At 45.1% G+C, this 19,212-nt stretch carries 17 protein-coding genes; 4 read left to right on the top strand and 13 right to left on the bottom strand.

Annotated features, from left to right (window positions below):
* Positions 1-21: 21 nt before the first annotated feature.
* The 3 genes from MKY01_RS13935 to MKY01_RS13925 are packed head-to-tail and all read right to left on the bottom strand — an operon-like array spanning position 22 to position 3,601.
* Entirely contained in the window at positions 22-414 is a 393-nt protein-coding gene (locus MKY01_RS13935) for a GtrA family protein (RefSeq protein ID WP_315373367.1), read from the bottom strand.
* The gene (locus MKY01_RS13930) at positions 407-1,393 is read right to left on the bottom strand and encodes a glycosyltransferase family 2 protein (RefSeq protein ID WP_076327735.1); all 987 of its coding nucleotides are present in this window, start codon (positions 1,391-1,393) and stop codon (positions 407-409) included. Before MKY01_RS13930 ends, MKY01_RS13935 begins: the two co-directional genes overlap by 8 nt.
* Before the next feature lie 54 nt (positions 1,394-1,447).
* Positions 1,448-3,601, bottom strand: a complete 2,154-nt coding sequence (locus tag MKY01_RS13925; protein WP_339287164.1) for a glycosyltransferase family 39 protein — start codon at positions 3,599-3,601, stop codon at positions 1,448-1,450.
* 225 nt (positions 3,602-3,826) lie between these two features.
* Between MKY01_RS13925 and MKY01_RS13920 the strand changes: the two genes are divergently transcribed.
* Both MKY01_RS13920 and MKY01_RS13915 read left to right on the top strand, forming a co-directional pair.
* Positions 3,827-4,510 carry a response regulator transcription factor gene (locus MKY01_RS13920; protein WP_339286686.1) on the top strand — a complete coding sequence of 228 codons (684 nt, stop codon included), beginning with the start codon at positions 3,827-3,829 and terminating at the stop codon, positions 4,508-4,510.
* Positions 4,510-6,027, top strand: coding sequence for an ATP-binding protein (locus MKY01_RS13915; RefSeq protein ID WP_339286684.1), 1,518 nt, complete (start codon positions 4,510-4,512; stop codon positions 6,025-6,027). The genes MKY01_RS13920 and MKY01_RS13915 overlap by 1 nt, the downstream gene beginning before the upstream one ends.
* A gap of 660 nt (positions 6,028-6,687) precedes the next feature.
* On the opposite strand, the gene MKY01_RS13910 is transcribed toward MKY01_RS13915, so the two are convergent.
* On the bottom strand, positions 6,688-7,398 hold the full coding sequence (locus tag MKY01_RS13910; RefSeq protein ID WP_339286682.1) for an SDR family NAD(P)-dependent oxidoreductase: 711 nt from the start codon (positions 7,396-7,398) through the stop codon (positions 6,688-6,690).
* Positions 7,399-7,500: 102 nt separating this feature from the next.
* On the opposite strand from MKY01_RS13910, the gene MKY01_RS13905 reads away from it, so the two are divergent.
* A complete protein-coding gene (locus tag MKY01_RS13905) occupies positions 7,501-7,860 on the top strand; it encodes a MerR family transcriptional regulator (protein WP_076249478.1) in 360 nt (119 codons plus the stop codon).
* Between the two features lie 180 nt (positions 7,861-8,040).
* Here MKY01_RS13905 and MKY01_RS13900 read toward each other — a convergent pair whose 3' ends face one another.
* The 7 genes from MKY01_RS13900 to MKY01_RS13870 all read right to left on the bottom strand — a co-directional run bounded on the left by MKY01_RS13900 (position 8,041) and on the right by MKY01_RS13870 (position 14,425).
* Entirely contained in the window at positions 8,041-8,622 is a 582-nt protein-coding gene (locus MKY01_RS13900; protein WP_282321585.1) for a GNAT family N-acetyltransferase, read from the bottom strand.
* 35 nt (positions 8,623-8,657) lie between these two features.
* Positions 8,658-10,115 carry a S8 family serine peptidase gene (locus MKY01_RS13895; RefSeq protein WP_339286679.1) on the bottom strand — a complete coding sequence of 486 codons (1,458 nt, stop codon included), beginning with the start codon at positions 10,113-10,115 and terminating at the stop codon, positions 8,658-8,660.
* A gap of 122 nt (positions 10,116-10,237) precedes the next feature.
* Entirely contained in the window at positions 10,238-10,732 is a 495-nt protein-coding gene (locus MKY01_RS13890; protein WP_339286677.1) for a GNAT family protein, read from the bottom strand.
* Positions 10,733-10,765: 33 nt separating this feature from the next.
* Positions 10,766-11,227, bottom strand: a complete 462-nt coding sequence (locus tag MKY01_RS13885) for an NUDIX hydrolase (RefSeq protein ID WP_074094880.1) — start codon at positions 11,225-11,227, stop codon at positions 10,766-10,768.
* A 149-nt stretch (positions 11,228-11,376) separates the two neighbouring features.
* Positions 11,377-11,676, bottom strand: a complete 300-nt coding sequence (locus MKY01_RS13880) for a hypothetical protein (protein WP_017688728.1) — start codon at positions 11,674-11,676, stop codon at positions 11,377-11,379.
* A 140-nt stretch (positions 11,677-11,816) separates the two neighbouring features.
* On the bottom strand, positions 11,817-13,586 hold the full coding sequence (locus tag MKY01_RS13875; protein ID WP_339286675.1) for an ATP-binding cassette domain-containing protein: 1,770 nt from the start codon (positions 13,584-13,586) through the stop codon (positions 11,817-11,819).
* On the bottom strand, positions 13,571-14,425 hold the full coding sequence (locus MKY01_RS13870; RefSeq protein ID WP_339286674.1) for an ATP-binding cassette domain-containing protein: 855 nt from the start codon (positions 14,423-14,425) through the stop codon (positions 13,571-13,573). The genes MKY01_RS13875 and MKY01_RS13870 overlap by 16 nt, the downstream gene beginning before the upstream one ends.
* A gap of 112 nt (positions 14,426-14,537) precedes the next feature.
* Between MKY01_RS13870 and MKY01_RS13865 the strand changes: the two genes are divergently transcribed.
* Entirely contained in the window at positions 14,538-15,128 is a 591-nt protein-coding gene (locus MKY01_RS13865; RefSeq protein ID WP_339286673.1) for a biotin transporter BioY, read from the top strand.
* Between the two features lie 142 nt (positions 15,129-15,270).
* Here MKY01_RS13865 and abc-f read toward each other — a convergent pair whose 3' ends face one another.
* Together abc-f and MKY01_RS13855 are read right to left on the bottom strand one after the other, a co-directional pair.
* Positions 15,271-16,740 (bottom strand): ABC-F type ribosomal protection protein, encoded by a 1,470-nt coding sequence (gene abc-f, locus MKY01_RS13860; RefSeq protein WP_339286672.1) that lies wholly within the window; start codon positions 16,738-16,740, stop codon positions 15,271-15,273.
* A gap of 487 nt (positions 16,741-17,227) precedes the next feature.
* Positions 17,228-19,117, bottom strand: a complete 1,890-nt coding sequence (locus MKY01_RS13855) for a beta-glucoside-specific PTS transporter subunit IIABC (protein ID WP_339286671.1) — start codon at positions 19,115-19,117, stop codon at positions 17,228-17,230.
* Between the last annotated feature and the right edge of the window lie 95 nt (positions 19,118-19,212).

Genomic DNA, 19,212 nt, shown 5'->3' with positions numbered 1-19,212 from the left:
AATAATGCACGCTGTGGGCAGCTAAGTAGCGATACGAAACACCCAATATCTGCTGGCTATATAGTTCAGAACCATCCCCATCAAGGTCGCCAGGATTTTACTCATCACGAGACTCCAACCCAGCATGTCTTGCAAAGTCATCAGAATGAGAGCGGATAACGCAAGAACGATGAGATTGGTGATTAGAAAACGAACAAGTTTCGCTCTATCGCCGCCCCCTCGTGCCGTATCTCGAAAAGTCCACCTGCCGTTCAGCCAATAACTGTTCGCAACACCGCAGCTGTACGAGATTACTTGAGCCATCAGAACCGGTACACCGCCCACTGCAAGCAAAGCAAACACCACCGCATCTACTGCCGTATTCGCAACACCCACAATACCGAACTTGAAGAGTGTCACCAGACGCTTAGTCATGATGAGCAACTCGAACTGTCAATTGGGATTTTGCTTGCTGGCCCTCGGCCTGCACCACATCTCTCACAATGTATAGCGGACGCGCCTTGGTCTCATCATAGATGCGGCCCACGTACTCGCCCAGAATGCCCAGCATGATCAGGATGAATCCGTTAAAGATCAGCATGATACTTACAATGGATGGCCATCCCTTAATCGTTGAATCCGTAAAGATGGCCGAAACAATAACCGTTAACATATAGATGAATCCGCCAACCGACAGGATCGCACCTACATAACCTGCGAGCTTGAGCGGTTTATACGAAAATGAAGTAATGCCGTCCAGGCTTAGTTTCAACATGCGTTTCAGCGGATATTTTGTTTCACCTGCCAGACGTTCATCACGTTCATATTCAATCGCAGTCTGACGAAATCCGACCCAACTGACCAACCCCCGCACAAATCGGTTTTTCTCCGGAAGACGTTTCATCTCATCACATACTTTGCGGTCAATCAGGCGAAAATCTCCGGTGTCTACCGGGATATCCGTATCCGTTGAAGCACGAAGTACACGATAGAACAGACTCGCCGACCATTTCTTAAAGCGAGTTTCCCCACTTCGTCTGGTGCGACGGGCATATACGACTTCATAGCCCTCTTTCCATTTGGCGATCATATCCAGTATCAGTTCGGGAGGGTCCTGCAGATCCGCATCAATAATAACCACCGCATCCCCCACTGCATAATCCATACCAGCTGTTATCGCAATCTGATGTCCGAAGTTACGGGCAAAATCTATCAGCTTCACACTCTCGTCCCAACGGGCGTAATCACGGATCATCTGTGCACTTCGATCCACGCTACCATCATTAACAAACAACAGTTCATAACTCTCTCCTGTGCTGCCCATGACCTTCTTCAGACGCCGATAAGTCTCCTCGATCACCGCTTCCTCGTTATACATGGGAATAATAATGCTGTATCGGTACGCGTGAGCCATGTTTGTCCCCTCCCTTTTCCAATGGACTTCGTTCGTTCGAGATTTTCATTACAGTTATAATTTCACTTCGTACAAGGTGGTCTGTCCGCCAAATCCGAATCCGAATCCGAATCCAAATCCAAGTCCAGCTTCACTCTCCGTATCACCGTTATCCATGGATCCGCTGTCCGTGCCTGTCTTCCATTCTGACGTTGGAATCTCGGTTCCGTGCTCTTTGATCCAATCGCTAATATCCGAGTTTCCTCCGCGGCCACCCATGCCACCAACCATGAAGTATTTCACTTGCCCGCTCTTGACGAGTTGCTCAAGTTCATCTGTTGTGTACACCGGGTCTGAGCCGGAGAACCCTCCAAGTGTAATGACCGCTGCTCTTTCATCGATGATATAAGGTGCTGCCTGATTATAGTCCGTAGTGGCAAAGAGATACGTTTCGCCTGTATTGTGCTCTTTCAGATAATTCAGTGTGACTGTATCCACTTCTTCGTTACGGTTACCCATTCCGCCACGGCCACCCATTGTAGGCATTTCTGTGTCTCCTGCAACGTTACCCATCGGCATGCCCATTCCTGCCCCACCAAACATGCCATTGGAACCGGTAGGTCCTGCTGCCGGAATCATGCTGTTGCCACCGTAAGTAATTGGGGTGAATGCCCAGTAGATTGGACCGATCAGCATCACCATGAATCCCGCGATAATGAAGCCCTGTTTCCATTGATGTGTGCGATGAAGCATAACGATTAGGATGACCGTAACCAGAATGCCTGCGATCAATTCACTAATGGACCAGCCTGCACCAATCGTCTCGTTATACACCTGCATGATATACCAGCCAAACAGAGTCGTCAGCAGCACGGACACCGGAAGCAACCATGCCTGCCATCCATCGCGATCACGATATGACTTCCACATCGCTACAAATCCTGCGCCAGTCAGCGCCGCAATGGGAGGTGCAAGCATAATCAGATAATATTGATGGAAGAAACCTGCCACACTGAAAAAGGCAGCAACGGGAAGCAGCCAGGCCAGCCAGAACAAGGCCTCCTTGTGCTTGCTGGTTATATTTCTCCGTCTTAACCCTGCAAATAGGGCAATGCACCCAAGCAACACAACTGGCAACAGCCAGCTAGCTTGACCTGACAGTTCAGTCTGGAACAGACGCAGAGGACCTTTCTCCCCTGTACCAAACATTCCTCCCATGCCTCCGCCACCATTACCGCCAAAATTTCTTCCGTTTGGCATTTCCATATCATTCGGCATCTGCCTGTTCGGGAAATTGCCATTCGAACCATTCATGTTATCGTTATCCGGTGCATTGACATCTTGCCCAGCGCCAGGAACACCACTGCCTGTCTGATTAGGGACTGAAGACAAGTCTCCTCGATTGCCACGATTATCCCCCTGTCCGATACCATTTGGCATACCTGCGTTACCCGCGGTATTCTGCTGACCCGTTAGGCGAGCCAGACCATTGTATCCAAAGGCAAGTTCCATGACCGAGTTCGTTTCACTGCTGCCGATATAAGGCCGCTCGTCTTCGGGTATAGAATCCACAGTAACCGCCCAGGATAAGGAAACCACCGCCAGAACCGCTGTGCTGCCGATCAGCAGGATGATCTTCCTTCTCCATTTCGCCTGAAATGCAATCAGATAAAACAAGTAAAAAGCCGGGAGAATCATGTAGGCTTGAAGCATTTTCATATTAAATGCTACGCCTATTAACCCAAAAGCAACCAGAATGCGCCAAGTACTGCCTTGTTTGCTGCCTTTGAACAAAAACCATGAACCCAGCAGTAGTGTAAACACCAACATGCTGTCAATATTGTTGGTCCGGCTGACTGCCGCCACGACAGGCACTGTCGCCATCACAAGTGCCGAGATTCGTGCTGCTGCAAGACCATATGTAGGTTTCACCATGAAATAGATCAGGAGCACCGAACAGATTCCCGCTAATACCTGCGGCAAAATAACGCTCCATCCGTGCAATCCGAAGACATAGGCAAAGGCCGTCTGGATCCAGAAGACAACAGGTGGTTTATCTACAGTCACCGAGCCTGCCGAGTCGAGTGAAGCATAGAAAAAGTTATGGAAGTTGCTGAGCATACTCCCAACGGCAGTCGTATAATAGGAATTGGCATATTGATCGTTCCAGATGCCGTACCCATTCAGAAATGCCGCCAGTAATACAATCGGCAGAAGGACAAGATCCATCCTTCTTTTGGTGTTATTCAATGTTAATCACTCCTTCAAAGTTCTTCATGTCTAGTATTGTGACATGCCAAAATAAAGCTGGGATGAGTGCCCGCTGAATGTTGTCTGAGGATAATTCACAATCCTTTCAGCTAAATTTCAGTTTGGCAAGCGATAATACTACATACAGTCCCTCCGAATTGAGGGAGAAGTCTAGATGAAACGAGCAAGGAGAGAAAGCACATTATGAAGCTTAGCAGCGGAATTAAAATACTATTGGCTGATGATGAACCACATATTTTACAATTTCTAGAGCTTGGATTAAGCAATGAGGGCTTAGATGTGCGCACCGCACCCGATGGAGCCGCTGCGCTTGAGTTGGCGCTTGAATTCAAGCCACATATGGCTATTCTTGATGTCATGATGCCAGAGATGGATGGATTCGAAGTGGTCGAGCGTCTGCGTAAGACCGGTGCCGAGGTTGGCGTAATTATGCTGACAGCGAAGGATGAAGTCGAGAATCGGGTTAAGGGCCTTTGGTTAGGTGCTGACGATTACATGATCAAACCCTTTGCCTTTGATGAGCTGCTCGCCCGGATTCAGGCCAGACTGCGGAATCAATTTCCTTTATTAATAGGAGCCGTCACCCACGGTCCCTTCCGAATTGATGATCAGCGCAAAGAAATCACCTATCAGAATCAGGTCTTGGAGTTATCTCCTACCGAATACGAACTGTTAAAATTTATTGTGCTTAATCATGGAATTGTACTTAGCAAAGCGACCATTCTGAGCCGGGTTTGGGGGTATGATTTTGGCGGGGAAGAAAATATTGTGGAGGTTTACGTTCGTTCCTTGCGCGACAAACTCGGGGATAAAGAGCATAAACTCATTCGTACGCTTCGGGGTGTCGGGTACAGGGTGGATCTCTGATGAACTCGCTGCCTAAGAAAAATAAACTTCGTATAAGACGTCTCCACCACTGGATATGGCCTCGTTCATTACGTTCTCAATTGCTCTCACGTTCTCTGTTCGTGCTTGCTGGGCTGTTATTGTTAATCGGTATTCTGCAATTCTGGATCATGGAAAGCTTTCTCTACCGGAATCAGGCAAAAACCATGGAAGAACAGCTCATGTCCATGCCCCCGGTTTGGCTCGGTATCCAGTCACGTAACGGCTCTTCCAACAATCCTTTTGGTGGACAGGTAGGAAACGGGTCTGGTAATCGGGTGTTGTTTATTCCTGACCGTTCACTAGCCCTGTTTGATAACGAAGGTACGTTCGAGGATGTTTTTGGGGAAGACGGTCTGAAAGCCCCTCAACTATCATCCGCTGAATATCAGGACATTACAGATGAGTTGAAAGAACAAAAACACATTCCCTACCGGATCGTCACGGATAGCCAAGGGAATGAGCAATTGATTGTATTCGCTTCACCCGGTCCACGCAATCGTGGTTTACCAATGGTGCAGATGGGCACGGCTACAAAGCCACTGAGAGACTTGATTATTAAACAGCTTCTGATCTTCATCATGTTATCGCTGTTGGCCATGGTAGCCGGTCTTGTTCTATACACTAAGGTATTACGCCGGACGCTGGTTCCCCTGTCCAACATGGTGAATAAAGTACAGCAGATAGATGCAGGCAGCCTCGCAGAACGGCTTCCCGTCATTCAGGGACAAGAAGAAGTGGATCAGCTCGCAGTTTCATTTAATGGCATGCTTGAAAGACTGGAGAATTCGTTTGAAGCGGAGCGGGAATCGAAAGAGCAGATGCAACGTTTCTTGTCTGATGCTTCTCATGAGCTTCGTACCCCGCTCACCTCCATTCACGGTTTCATTGAAGTTCTACAGCGGGGTGCAGCGACCAATCAAGATCAATTGTATAAAGCACTGGACAGCATGCACGGCGAATCGGTGCGAATTAACAAGCTGGTTGAAGATTTGCTGTTACTAACCAAGCTGGATCAGGCCCCAAAGCAGGAGCGGGAGGTCATTCAGCTGGATAGTCTGCTGCTCGAAATGCAACCACAACTTGCCATGATGGCTCAACAAAGATCCATTCATCTCGATTTGACGGCTGAAGTATATGTACTGGCTGACCCTTACAAGCTGAAACAGGTTGTGCTGAATCTGTTCCATAACGCGGTGCAGCATACCGATCCTGAGCATGGAGCCATCTCCATAACATTATATGCCACGCATCATAAGGCTGAATTATCAGTGAAAGATAACGGCACAGGCATTGAACCTGAACATCTGCCGCATATCTTTGAGCGATTTTACCGCACAAGCAGTTCTCGTTCGCGCAAACAAGGTGGCGCAGGTCTCGGTCTCGCCATTACCCGCTCGATTGTGGAGTCGCATGGTGGGAATATTACCGTACAAAGTCAGGTAGGCGTGGGAACTGAATTTATGATATTAATGCCGTTGTATAAGGCTGATGTCTAGGCTGAACGTCGGCTGCAAGTAGGCTATACGTAAGCTATAAGTTGGCTATACGTAAGCTATAAGTTGGCTATAAGTTGGCTATAAGTTGGCTATACGTAGCTTTACGTAAGATCTACTTGATCATTACGCAAGCTCTAGGCAAGCTCTCCAAACGATGCTCATCTTCCATTTTAATTCCGGCTTTTCATTGCATGACGAATTCCCCCACTCATTTCGGTTGAGGAATGAATGGGGGATTCTTTTTTGTATCCGATTGGGTAGAGTGGTAGCCCAATGGCTTTCGGGCTAACGAATCTGAGGCGTCTTATTCGAGCATTTGAAGCGTCCGCAGAGATCTAATGAACCTGAGCCACGTTATATTAGAATAAACAACCGTTTACTGCGTTTTTCTCAGGGGATTTCGGAAAATAGCGTGTCTGATGTTCCTTACAATTTAAGAAGCGTACCTAGAGGCCGAATAAGACGTTCTGAGTTCGTTAGAAAATCGTCTAGGCATTCACTAAGATTAGCCAGGATCAGCTATCTTGGACCTAAAGACTTTTGAGACAATGGTATCCATCATCGTATAGCTTGCCTAAATTTGAATATGAGTTTGAGTTTGAGTTTGAAGATACACGCTAAAATTCATCCCGTTCTATCGTTGCTTTTGGCAACGGTGGATTACCAAGGGTATACACCATTTTCATCTAGGAACTCCCCATTATGACGTTTACCATCCGTTGCATAGCCCACGATAATCGCAGCGCCGGCTTCTTTTGATTTACCACCTTCGGCATTGCCGTTAAGATCTGTTGATGTGAATCCGGGCGTTACTGCAAAGACTTGCGCCCTGCTGTTTTTGACTTCATAAGCCATCGAAAGTGTCATGGCACTGTTGGCCGTTTTGGATGAATTATAGTCGAAGGAATTTAAAGTAAATTCCGCATTTTGCATATGGTCCAGAGAAGCCATGTCAGTTGATACATTAATGATTGTGCCTTCATTATCTTTGATTAACGGGAACAATCGCTGATTCAAACGGAAGGTGCCGAAAAAGTTCACTTCAAAGGCGTTCCGTAGATCTTCCTCTTTTGTATCCGTAAAGGAATGAGAGAAAGCACCCGGCATACCCGCGTTATTGATCAGAAGATTTATTGCAGGATAACTCTTGTGAATCGTATCGGCTGCCTGCTCAATGCTCTTCAGGTCGCACATGTCGATCTGTACAAATTCTACATCTAACCCCCTGGAAGTTAACTCTGAAACAGCTCTTTCGCCCCGTTCAACACTACGTGCGCCGAGGATAACTTTCCAACCTGCTTCACCCAACTGCTTTACGATTTCATATCCAATTCCTTTATTTGCTCCGGTTACAAAAACAGTCTGTTTCATGCGAATCCTTCTTTCCATAATTTGATTTATATTGAACAATGTATAAGTTACTATGCTACACTTAGTGTAGGTCAAATTATTTTTATAAAAAGGGGGATTAACATGTTAACGATTGGAGAAGTAGCAAAAAAAGTTGAAATCTCCATTGGAGCGATCCGCTTTTATGAAAGAAAGGGACTGCTAAAACCTGCTGCACGAAATGAGCAGAATAACCGTCTTTATTTGGAGGATGATCTGAACTGGCTGGTTTTTATCAAATGCCTTCGCGAAACCGGGATGAGTGTGGAAGACATCAAAAAATATTATGATCAGGTCAACGAAGGAACCTCCACGCTGAAGGAAAGAACCAAGCTGATTGAGGATCAAAAGCAAAAGTTGCTGAATGATATAGAGGAGAAAAAAGCGCAGCTTGTTCATTTGGATAACAAACTGGAGCGCTATTATCGAGGAGAAAATTATTAATATAAGCCTTATGCTATAGATTAACCTTTTGCATTTATGTAAGGGAGCACGTATCCTAACAAGGTTTCCTCAGTAGCTTCTTAAAATAAATACAAAAAAGATCAGACAGCCAGAGCAATAACTGTCCAACCTGATCCGAAACTTTCATTTTATAGCCCTTCACTATGGGACTACGTTCTATTAAAATTGGCCTTGTTGCTTACGCAGGTGGTAATGGTTATACTTTTCATCCTCGATCTCGATCGAGCTGACCCGTTCAAAATTACATTTCTGTATCACCTTATTAGATGCTGGATTGGTAGTCAAAGCGATGGCATTTAACACTTCCACGTTTGTATGTTCAAACAAATACTCCGTCATTCCTTTGAGCGCCTGCGTGGTGTAACCACGATTTCTGAAGTGTTTCGAAATACCGTACATAATCTCCCGATTGGATGCTGGCAGTTCGTCCTTAATCCCTGAGCAACACCATCCTATAAACTCATCATTTTCTTTGAGTACGATAGCCATACGTAAGCATAAATCTCCGATGTCTCCTCCCGCCACCACAGCTTGTTTAAAACGCTGATTCTCAGGAATTTCATATTCGGTGAGCCACAGGCTCCTATCTTCAATCGTAGCGTTCCATCCCGGTAAGAATTCATACACCTCGGGTTGCCACGTAATTTCTTGCAGTTTCTTCAAATCCTCGAGTCGATACTCACGTAAATAAATATCCTTGCAATCGATGATTAATTCATCAGTTTGTATAGGTTGGTTCATAAGGTTGCCTCCACATTTTAATTTACATTACATCATTATAGAGCCGTGTACCATTCCCTTAAAGGCAATGCCTTGATATGTATAGCGTCAGGGTCTTGGGTTTTTTCGAGTTGGGGAAAATACTCTGGATATTGAGCCAAATATTCGCTAACACACCATCGAACCGACCAGTTAATATCTGTTGACCATTTTATCCAATTGTGTATTTCCTCCTTTGGAGCATTTTGCAATAATCCATGCATATACCATCCACGCACTCCTCCTTCTGTTTCATGCTTTAAATGCACCCAATACAACTTTCGCTCTTGTTCATTCATCGGTTCGCCGAGGGTCGATACTGCAATTTTACGAACAATAGCGGATGAATCTTTCGTGAAACTCCATAACTCTTCACGTGATAATTCGTCCCTCTCAACTAAAACTGTTAAAGAGAGCGCTCTTTCGGTATCATCGATTGAATGAATTGCGCTATAGAGATTTTGATTTTTTATACTTATCATGGGTAAAGTTTTTTTTATGTACCTTGGCTTATCTGCCCTGTTCATATAACGAATTGTATTCTCAACATTAATTCGAGGAGCCAGGTTATCATTACCCTCAAGTGGTTCTCCATGCTCGACTAACAAGTGTCTTAGCATCTCCGCACTTAGACTCGGAAATTGGGAGAACAAATGGGCCGCAACACCAGCCACAAGTGCAGCAGCTCCAGAGGTCCCCTCATAAAAAGATACGCGCTGACCAGAATCTTCAGTTTCACAAGAGGGGATTGTAAGGTGTAGTCTGGGTGCTAATATATCTGGCCTGAAGTGACCATCTCCATTTCTGCCATAAGGTTCATCAGGGAAAGGAAGGTGTAATGAACGATCGGCCTTTCCATGATCCACGTAACCCCCTACTGCTAAATACTGTATTGGAGGCATGATGTTATTCAAACGTGTATTTCCATTCGAACAAATAACCAAAATGCCCTGTTGCACAGCTGTCGCCAATGCTTTAACCGTTGAGTTTTCACTCGTATTTTTAAGATAAACTTCATTATCTAATGCCTGCCAACCAGTACTTAAAATAATTTTAATATTCCATTCGACCCCATGTTCAAGAATCCATTCCATTCCTTTTTTCAGACGTTCACCTTCTCCAGTTGTAAATGCGCCATGATCTAAAACGATAAATGTTGCTGCTGGTGCAATCCCGACGTGAATTTGTTCCTCTAACAGAATAGGTTCATGGGCTAAAGCCAGTGTACTCATAAGGCCATGTTCACCTTTCCGATTATCCTCCTCCCTGTTCATAGATGAAATGTCTTGCACAGAGACAGTCATATTTTCATGTACGGCAACACATTTAATTCGTGTATTTAAGTGATTTACGAGATGATGTTGTTTAATTGAATCGATAATTACAATCCCCACACCCAGACCAGAAGTATGAAAATCAGGTTGTTCAGCAAAACCTAACCTTTTCCATGTCGGATCGGGTATTGCTCTATCCACACGATCACCTCAGATTTGATATTATTAGAATACTCTCTCGCCTTCCGCTTAAAGTACATTATCATTCATCCAACTAAAATCGGCAGATTTCGAGCTCTCTGGCGATCTTATTTATACTAGAATCATACAAGGCCCTCTTTTTCCATAAACTCATCTTTGGTTAATCCAAAGAGGATCATATCCTGGTATTTTCCATCGGTGTAGATCACCTGGCGACGCACACCTTCCTGAATACATCCAAGTTTTCTCATCATGGCTGCAGAAGGTTCATTTCCTTCGAGTACAGAATCATTGAATTTGTTGAGCCTACGCTCGAAGAAGGCATACTTCAGTAAGATTCGTACGGCTCTGGTCCCGTATCCTTTTCCTCGATGATCCCTGTCAATTTGAATGCCAATGCTAAAGGTACCGTTCCTTTCATCAATGCTGTTCAGATTCACACCTCCGACATTTTCACCATCCATATTTACAATTGTAAACATGATCCGTCCTTTGGCTAAAGAAAAATCAGAGAAGTTTTCCGTGAAACTCTTCGCTTCAACATGGGTTGGCGGCAACTCTACTGCACACTCTAATAACCGACGGGCGGGTGTATCCAAGCGGTCGATCTCTCTCAATTCGCCGCCCCCTAGATTATTTTATCTCCAACTTTAAGAACCATCTTTATGGCTTTTCAGATCTTCTATAATTTGCTTATGCGTAGACAAGAAATGTTCTGGTATAGAATGTATATCAAAAAATCTTGTTTCTATGGATTCTTCACTTTCTATTATAGTTCCAGAAAAATCTTTGCTTTTAAACATCACTTGCACTAATGCAACTTCATCTCCATTACCATAAACCACTTCGTACTGGGGCCCAGAATATATCGAGAATAAATCCATGGAGTTCAGTATTAGACCAGTTTCTTCGTAGACTTCTCTCTTGGCTGTCTCCTGGACACTTTCTCCCATCTCCATAAAACCACCGGGAAATCCCCAGAATCCATTATCCGACCGTTTCTGCAATAGAATTCTTCCAGCCTTATCGAACACGATTGCTCCTGAAACCACCATGATCACTTTGGAATTACCAACAAATGACCTCACATACTTAATATAGTCTTGCTCCATGGACCGTCTCCTTAGCTTGTTTTATATAGAATATAATAACCCATAATGTGGAATTGGAGGAGATTTGTTTTCATTAAACACAACGAAAATAACCCCCGAACAGGATAAAACCTGTCGGAGGCTACGCTCTAATTTATATCAGAATCCCTTTACGATTCTTCCGTATATTGAGGTTTGGACACGTTATCCGGAACCGTTTCGTCAAAAACATCCTGACCTGGATAATCCCGTACTTCTCCCTCGTGAAGCTCATGATTTTCATAATCAAAACGATGTGCAGACCGCTGGTCCACGCGCCACGGTGAACTTTTCCCAAGAGACTCGGATAACAGCGATGAACCGTAAGGACCCTCCGGGAATTCTTCGAGTGTGATATCGTTTCGCTGCGACTCCACCGTAGACACATCGGTATATTCTTGCCGTTCTTCACGCAAAAACTTATCTTTCATCGTTTATCCCTCCTAATCCACTTCAGATGACCAACGTCCACTTATTGTGAGCGAGGACAAACGCATTTATGCATGATCTTTGGAAAACACTGCGTTTAGGTTTTGATCCATTACCGGATCCATCACGATCATTATCGCCATCACAATTGGCGAATCCATATTAATAGTACAAAAACAATGAGGCCAGCCATGCTAATCCAGGTATCACGTTTGGACCATACCAATAATGATGAACGTCCTCCGAGCGTAGAGTGCTCTCTAACTTTACGCATTTCCATCGCAATGGTCATATCCTCTGCACGTTGGAACAGTGCCATTAACAAGGGAATCACCATCGGACCCAGGTCACGAATTCGAACGGTATTTGGTCTTAAAGCTGCCTTTCCACGTGCCCGCACGATCAGTGAGAATCGCTGCCACTCACTCCAGATCATCGGGATAAACCGAAAGATTAACGATACAGCAAGAGCAAACGAAGCTACGGGCAACCTGATCTTTTTACCGATACTGAGTACCCAGTTAAGTCCTTCTACCATTCTCCCATAAGGTGTCGTCAACGAAAACCAAAGGCTTGCCAATGTGACGATAAACAAACGATACACATTCAGCAAAGTGCCCTCCGCCTGCATCAGGGAAAAGCCAAAGTGCAGACCTCCTCCCTCTGTTGAAAGAGTTGTCCCAGATAACGCCGTTGAGATGATGAAAAAGAATAATAATGGCTTCATTAACTTCATACATCCAGCCAAAGTCTGACGCGGGAGCACGGCAAGTGCTGCTACTACCGGCACCAGTGTTAAAGTCAATCCCAGCCATCGCTGTTGAAGCATAGCTGCGGTGACCAGCAAAATATACAAAATCCATTTCAGACGCGGGTCCATAACGCCATATAATCCGCCTGAATGAGTCAAGGTGTTCGGAAGAAGCTTTGGATCATCTTCAGTTTCAACGGACGACAGCTTCAGTGCTTTTTTTTCATACTTCATTACATCGCTCTTGACTTCCATCGTTACCGTCCCTGATGCTTCTTTCGATCCGTTCTGAATCCCCACCTCAACTGACGTGGACTGAACAATACTTTCAGCCATCTCCTCTGGCGTCATCGCGGTCAAAGACAGCTCAAGACCCGCTTCTCTTAACTGCTGTGCCAGTCTCATCGATGGTGGCAGTCCAATCCCTGTTTGCTCCAGCAGTTCAGGTCTTTTGTGAAGTTCTCTCGGCGTAAGATCAGCGATTAGGCGGCCTTCCTGCAACAACAATACTCGATCCGCACAAGGCAAAAATGTATCCAGATCATGGGTTGCTACCACACCCCCACCACCTGCCAGACGATGTTGCTCCAGTACATCCAGCAAAAGCCCGACACTTTGCGCTTCCAACCCGGCGCTCGGCTCATCCAGCAGAAGCCAGTGTGGGTTGGTCACACTTCCGAGAGCAAGTCCAAGCCTGCGCTTCTCTCCCCCACTTAGAGCAAATGGCGACCTGTCAAGATGAAAACGCCGGTCCAACTCCGAGGACACTGACGGGTCCCATTGGTTCAGTGCTTTTGTGATCTGCTCTTGTTGCTGTTTCTCTGAAAGACGATAGGGACGCAGAGAATATGAGAATTCACGCTGAATACTTCGGGCAAACAGTTGTTGTTCCGGAAATTGAAACAATAGTCCCATTTGCAATAAAATCGACTGCGGCACTTTTCCTTCTTTCCAGAAAGGTGTGCCATCCAATGTGATACTTCCTGCATCGGGCGGTCTCAGACCAGCCAACGTCTGTAGTAAAGTCGTTTTTCCTGAACCCGTACAGCCCAGCAGCAAGGTGATTTCCCCACTGTTCAACTGTACACTCACATCTTCAAGCAGGGCACGTTTGCCCGATTCTGATGCTTCTATACGTATATCGGTCAGCTCAATCTCCAACGTGCGACCTCCTTAGCCAGTTGCTCGGGTCGCAGTGGCATGGCTTCTGGCATCATACCTTTTTGCTTGAGCAATAACGCAGTTTTTACAGTAAAAGGAGGGTCTAATCCTAACCGTTCACAGGGAGATAGCTGTACATTTTCCCGAGTAGCCTTCTCATTCAACTCTGTTTCATAGAAAAAGGACTCAGGCGCCCCGTTGTACACACAACGTCCCCTCTCCATAGCAATGATTCGATCACACAGGGTTGCTTCCTCCAGATGGTGTGTAATCCAGATCACCGTTGTACCCCGCTGGGTAATCTTCTGAACGATGGTCTCGATACGGTCTCTTGCTCCCGGATCAAGCATGGCTGTTGGCTCATCCAGAATCAATATATCCGGTTTGGCTGCGAGCGCTACAGCAATATTAAGCAGTTGTTTTTGTCCACCGGATAATTGTGAGACAGCCTTCTCCGAAGGATATTGAAGTCCTACAGTATGTAATGCATCCTGCCTGCGCTCCAATTGCTCTTCTACAGAATCCATCAATGGTGACAGCGCAAAATGAAACTCCTCTTCAATCGTATCGCCTAGTACCTGTGCATCCGGTTGCTGCAGTACACCCCGAACGGTAAGTTCATCCGAGATATCCCGTACCCCTCCAGATAGTGGAATGAATCCAATCAGTAGTCCAGCAAGTGTGCTTTTTCCACTTCCATTCGCCCCCACAATACTAATCCATTCTCCTTGGTGCAGCGTAAGTGAGACCCCATCCAGTGCTTTTCTCACCTGACTACCTTCGGAAGCATAATGCACTCGAACATCTTCTAATGTAATTATAGGCAGGTTGCCTTGCATCGTAAATTAGTCCTTTCCCTTTCTATTGTTATGTGGTACGATCCTAATCGTTAACCACATTTATATAATTGGTTAACAATCATATTACCAAAATGGAGAGGATTGTTCAAACATGAAATTATCTTTGCGAGGCATTGTATTCAGCGCACTTATGGCCGCAATTTTAGTACTTTTTGGTTACATAAGCATTCCCATTGGCTTCTCCCCAGTACCGATAACATTACAAACTTTGGCTGTCATGCTGGCCGGAGGATTACTTGGTCCACTCTATGGTTTTCTAAGTGTCACGATGGTTGTTCTGCTCACCGCTCTTGGATTCCCCTTGCTACACGGGACCGGAGGACTTGCAGTACTTCTTGGACCTACCGGAGGATATGTGATGATGTGGCCGTTCTCCGCTTTATTGATTGGATTGTTGCTTGCACGAATCAACATCAAAGGTGTAACAGGATTTATTCTCGCTTTTGTTGTATTTGAACTATTTGGTTCATTGCTTGTTTATGTATCCGGGGTCCCTTGGCTTGCTTATGCTTTCAAAATGGACTTACCTGAGGCCATGATTCAAGGGTTCTATCCTTACATAATTGGGGATCTGATCAAAGCTGTATTTGCTGCCATCATCATTGCGCCAGTGCGCATGGTTTTCCCACCTCAACGTCTCACAGGTAACATGCATTCCACGGTTTTAAAGGCGGATTCTTAATAGAAGCTACATAAGGTAACTAATCTGCCTATCTTTGAAAACGACGAAACCGCCAAAATCACTTTGGCGGTTTTCGTTACTTCTCTTCCTCTAAGATTGTTCTGTCATCGGAGTGATCCGTGTAAATATTCTTTAGTTCAACTTAAATATTCACCTGAATTAATTGACGCTCTGTAATCTGAAATTGTTGATCCGCTGTATTTTCAATAAACCTCTGATCATGAGATACATACAGAATCGTTCCTTCATACGCTTTAATAAAACGCTCCAACGCTTCCAATGCATGCATATCAAGAAAGTTCGTTGGCTCATCCAACAATAGAATGTTATATTGTCCAAGAAACAAATGACATAATTGAAGACGAATCGCTTCTCCTCCGCTTAATGTCCCAACATTCTTCAGCAAGTCATTACCTGTAAACTGCATCGCATGCAACGCACTTCTGAGCTCTGATTCCTCATATTCCGAACGATTTTTCAGGAATTGTAATACGGTCTCTTTTGTCGTGAAACGATAGCTCATTTGCTGAAAATAACCGAGCTTTGCTTTTGGAGACATTGTGATCTGATCTCCGACATGGAAAACATGGTTAAGCAATGTGCTTTTCCCACTGCCATTGGCTCCGGTTATCGCTATTTTTTGTTTTAATGGAATTTGAAAACTTACATCCTCCAACAATATGTTTCCATCCACCTCAAGTGTAAGGCGATCTGCCATAATCGGAAATCGATTGTGCAGCTCCAGTGTCTTTGGCTGACGGAAGATCATAGGCCGATCCTCTTGCACCGCTTGTACCTCGTGAAGTTGTTGCATACGCTGTTCAATCGCTTTGGCTGCGCGGTGGACCGCTTTTTGACTGGTGCCTTTGGATTTGGTTTCAACCATACGGTTTGTTTTTGCCTTGGATTCTTTTTTGGACATGCTTCCGGCCTGCGTTATTTTCTCGGCTTTCTTCATTTTTTCACGGGCGGCCAGCTCCAATCGTCTTTTCTCCTTGGAAAACTGCTCATGGGCCTGGTTTTGTTGTTCACGCTCCAGCCTCTTCTGTGCCTGATAATCACTATAGTTGCCGGAATATACGCGAACCTCACCTTGATGGATTTCCCAGATCGTGGTCACCAGTTCATCCAGAACCGCACGATCATGACTGATCAGCACAAGCGCCCCATAATAATAACGCAATTCATCCAGCAAAAATGTAATGCCTTCTTGATCCAGGTGTGTCGTTGGTTCATCCAGTAACAGTACTTCATGATAATGAGTGAACATTTGAGCCAGTTTTAGACGGGTCTGTTCTCCACCACTCCATGGCTGATCGTGTTGAGGTATCGCTAATTTACTGAGTAAAGCCCCGTCAACTTCGATACTTTCGTTAGACTGGGGCGGTTCCACTTGTTCCAAATAACCAAACTCTGCAAAACGTTTTACCTTTCCGACTGTTGGCTGGATCTGTCCCGCAATGAGTTTCAACAATGTACTTTTACCCTGACCATTACCACCCACTACACCAATGCGATCCAGTTGATGCACAGCCAGTCGCTCAATGTTCAGTATTACTTTATCCATATAGGTCATCTCAACCTGTTCTAATTCAAAACATATCTTTTCCATATTCGCTACCTCCGAAATAAGATTTATTTCGTATCGATAGCGAAGCACGCTTCTATCGATACGAGCTTGCCGTGCCAGCTCGTATCAATAGAACAGTAACGTCATCATAGCGGTTACCTCCAGTAGTCTGTATTGAGCGCCTTTACCTAATTATTTAACTGATATAGATAATCAGAAGAAAAACAAAGAATCACAGGCCACGGCCTGTGATTCAACGTAAACGGGAAAGCGAGTATAACACTTATCTTAAGGTCAGGATGATTGAAAATGACAGACTGATCCCGTTTACTCTGAACCAATAGTCAGAGCCTTTGAACGTATTCAATTACCGATTCAAAGGAAGGAAGCGCAGTCTCATTGCATGTGTCATGTTCAATAATCCACCTTTCATTATGATGTATAGATGTACAATTCCAATTATAATTTTCCAATTCCACCATGTCAACGGAACCATGAAAACACTACACCCTCGGATTAGTACATCAATCTACTTTTGTTCCTGAACATTACCGCTACTTAATTTTAATAGAAGCTCTTGGCTACTAACCTGACCTGTAGCCTGCGGAATCACTTCTTCGTAGTTGGCTGAGTTGGTTACTATAATTGGCGTTACCGTATGATAACCAGCAGCCTTAATCTGTGCAATATTGAATTCAAGCAACAGATCTCCCGCTTGGACCCGATCACCTTCCTTGATATGGGAGACAAAATGCTGCCCGTCCAATTTAACGGTATCAACTCCCACGTGAACTAATATCTCAGCACCGGTGTCTGATACTACAGCCAAGGCATGTTTTTTCTTGAATGCAACGGTAACTGTGCCGTCAAAAGGCGCTACAACTCTGCCCACAGTTGGCTCAATCGCAATCCCTTTACCCATTGCTCCCGATGCAAAGGCCGGATCTGGAACTTCCGACAATTCAACAATCGTTCCTTCGATTGGGCTAAATACATTTTCGTCCGAAGCATTCGTTGCACGAACAGATTGCTGAGCGGATGTCGTAGATTCGGATTTTGTTTCTTCTTCAACCGGATCTTTGAAGCCCATGATGTACGTCAGTACAGCCGAAACAACAAACGATACTACGATACCCAGAATCAATCCTGGGAAACCTTGTCCGCCTGGTCCGTAGAAGATTGGCAAGGTCAGTAGTCCCGGTGCGCCAGATGCAAATGCCAATGTGCCCGCTTGACCAATGATAGCTCCACCAACTGCACCACCGATTACTCCTGCAATGAATGGGCGTTTCAGTGGTAATGTTACCCCATAGATAGCCGGTTCCGTAATACCGAACAGAGCCGTCAACGTGGATGATCCCGCCAATGTTTTCAGTTTTTTGTTCTTGGTTTTCAACATAACCCCAAAAGCAGCACCCGTTTGGGCAAAGATCGAAGCCGTGGCAGCTGGTTTAACACCATCCTGTCCATACACTGCAACGTTATTAATAAATACTGGAATCAGACCCCAGTGTATTCCGAAAATAACGAGCAGCTGCCAGCTTGCACCCATAACAGCTCCTGCGAGCAATGGACTGAATCCAAATGCGGCAACCAGTCCAGCTGCAATTCCATTACCAACGTATACGCCAAATGGTCCAAATACAAGCAATGTCAGAGGTACCATAATCACTAGCAAAAATAATGGCGTAACAAAGTTTTTCACACTATCGTGAAGTGTTTTATTAAAGAATTTCTCCAACTTGCTCATAACAATGACAGCTAAAATAATAGGAATAACAGTAGATGAATAGTTCATCAAGATGACAGGGATACCGAAGAAATCCGTTGGTGTTCCCTCTGATTTCAACGCGACGATGGACGGATAGATCAGTGCTCCTGCAATCGTCATCGCGACAAACATATTTCCCTGGAATTTACGTGCTGTTGTAACCGCTAACAACAGAGGCAGGAAATAGAAGAGACTATCTGCTGCTGCATACAAGATCGTATATGTTGTTTCTGTCGTTTCCAGCCATCCAATATTGCTCGCAATCAACAATAACCCTTTTAGAATACCGGCTCCCGCCATAACACCCAGAAGTGGTGCAAAGATGCTGGATATGATATCGATAATCCCCCCGAGCCCTTTGGCTGCTTTGCGAGGTTTTTCTTTATCTGACGAATCGTCCAGAATGTTACTGATCTGTCCAATGGCACTATAGACTTCAGGCACCTTGTTACCAACAACCACCTGAAACTGTCCTCCGTTTTCTTTGACTGCGATGATGCCTTCTGTTTTCTCCAGTTTGGCTTTGTCTGCCTTGGCATCATCCTTCAATACAAACCGTAACCGTGTTGCACAATGAACCAGCGATTCCACATTTTTCTCACCGCCAACCAGTTCTACAATCTCTTTGGCCAGTTTCTCTTGACCCATGATCTGCACCCCCACTTTTTCTCAAACAGGCCTCTTACCGATTTTTTTGCACGCAAAAAACCTAAGCCTTGAGCAAGGGGACACAATGGTCCTGA

This window comes from Paenibacillus sp. FSL R5-0486 (genome assembly GCF_037975155.1).
Lineage (GTDB): Bacteria > Bacillota > Bacilli > Paenibacillales > Paenibacillaceae > Paenibacillus > Paenibacillus amylolyticus.
The sequence above is the reverse complement of the archived record's forward strand: the minus strand, read 5'-3'. Positions and strand labels throughout refer to the sequence as shown.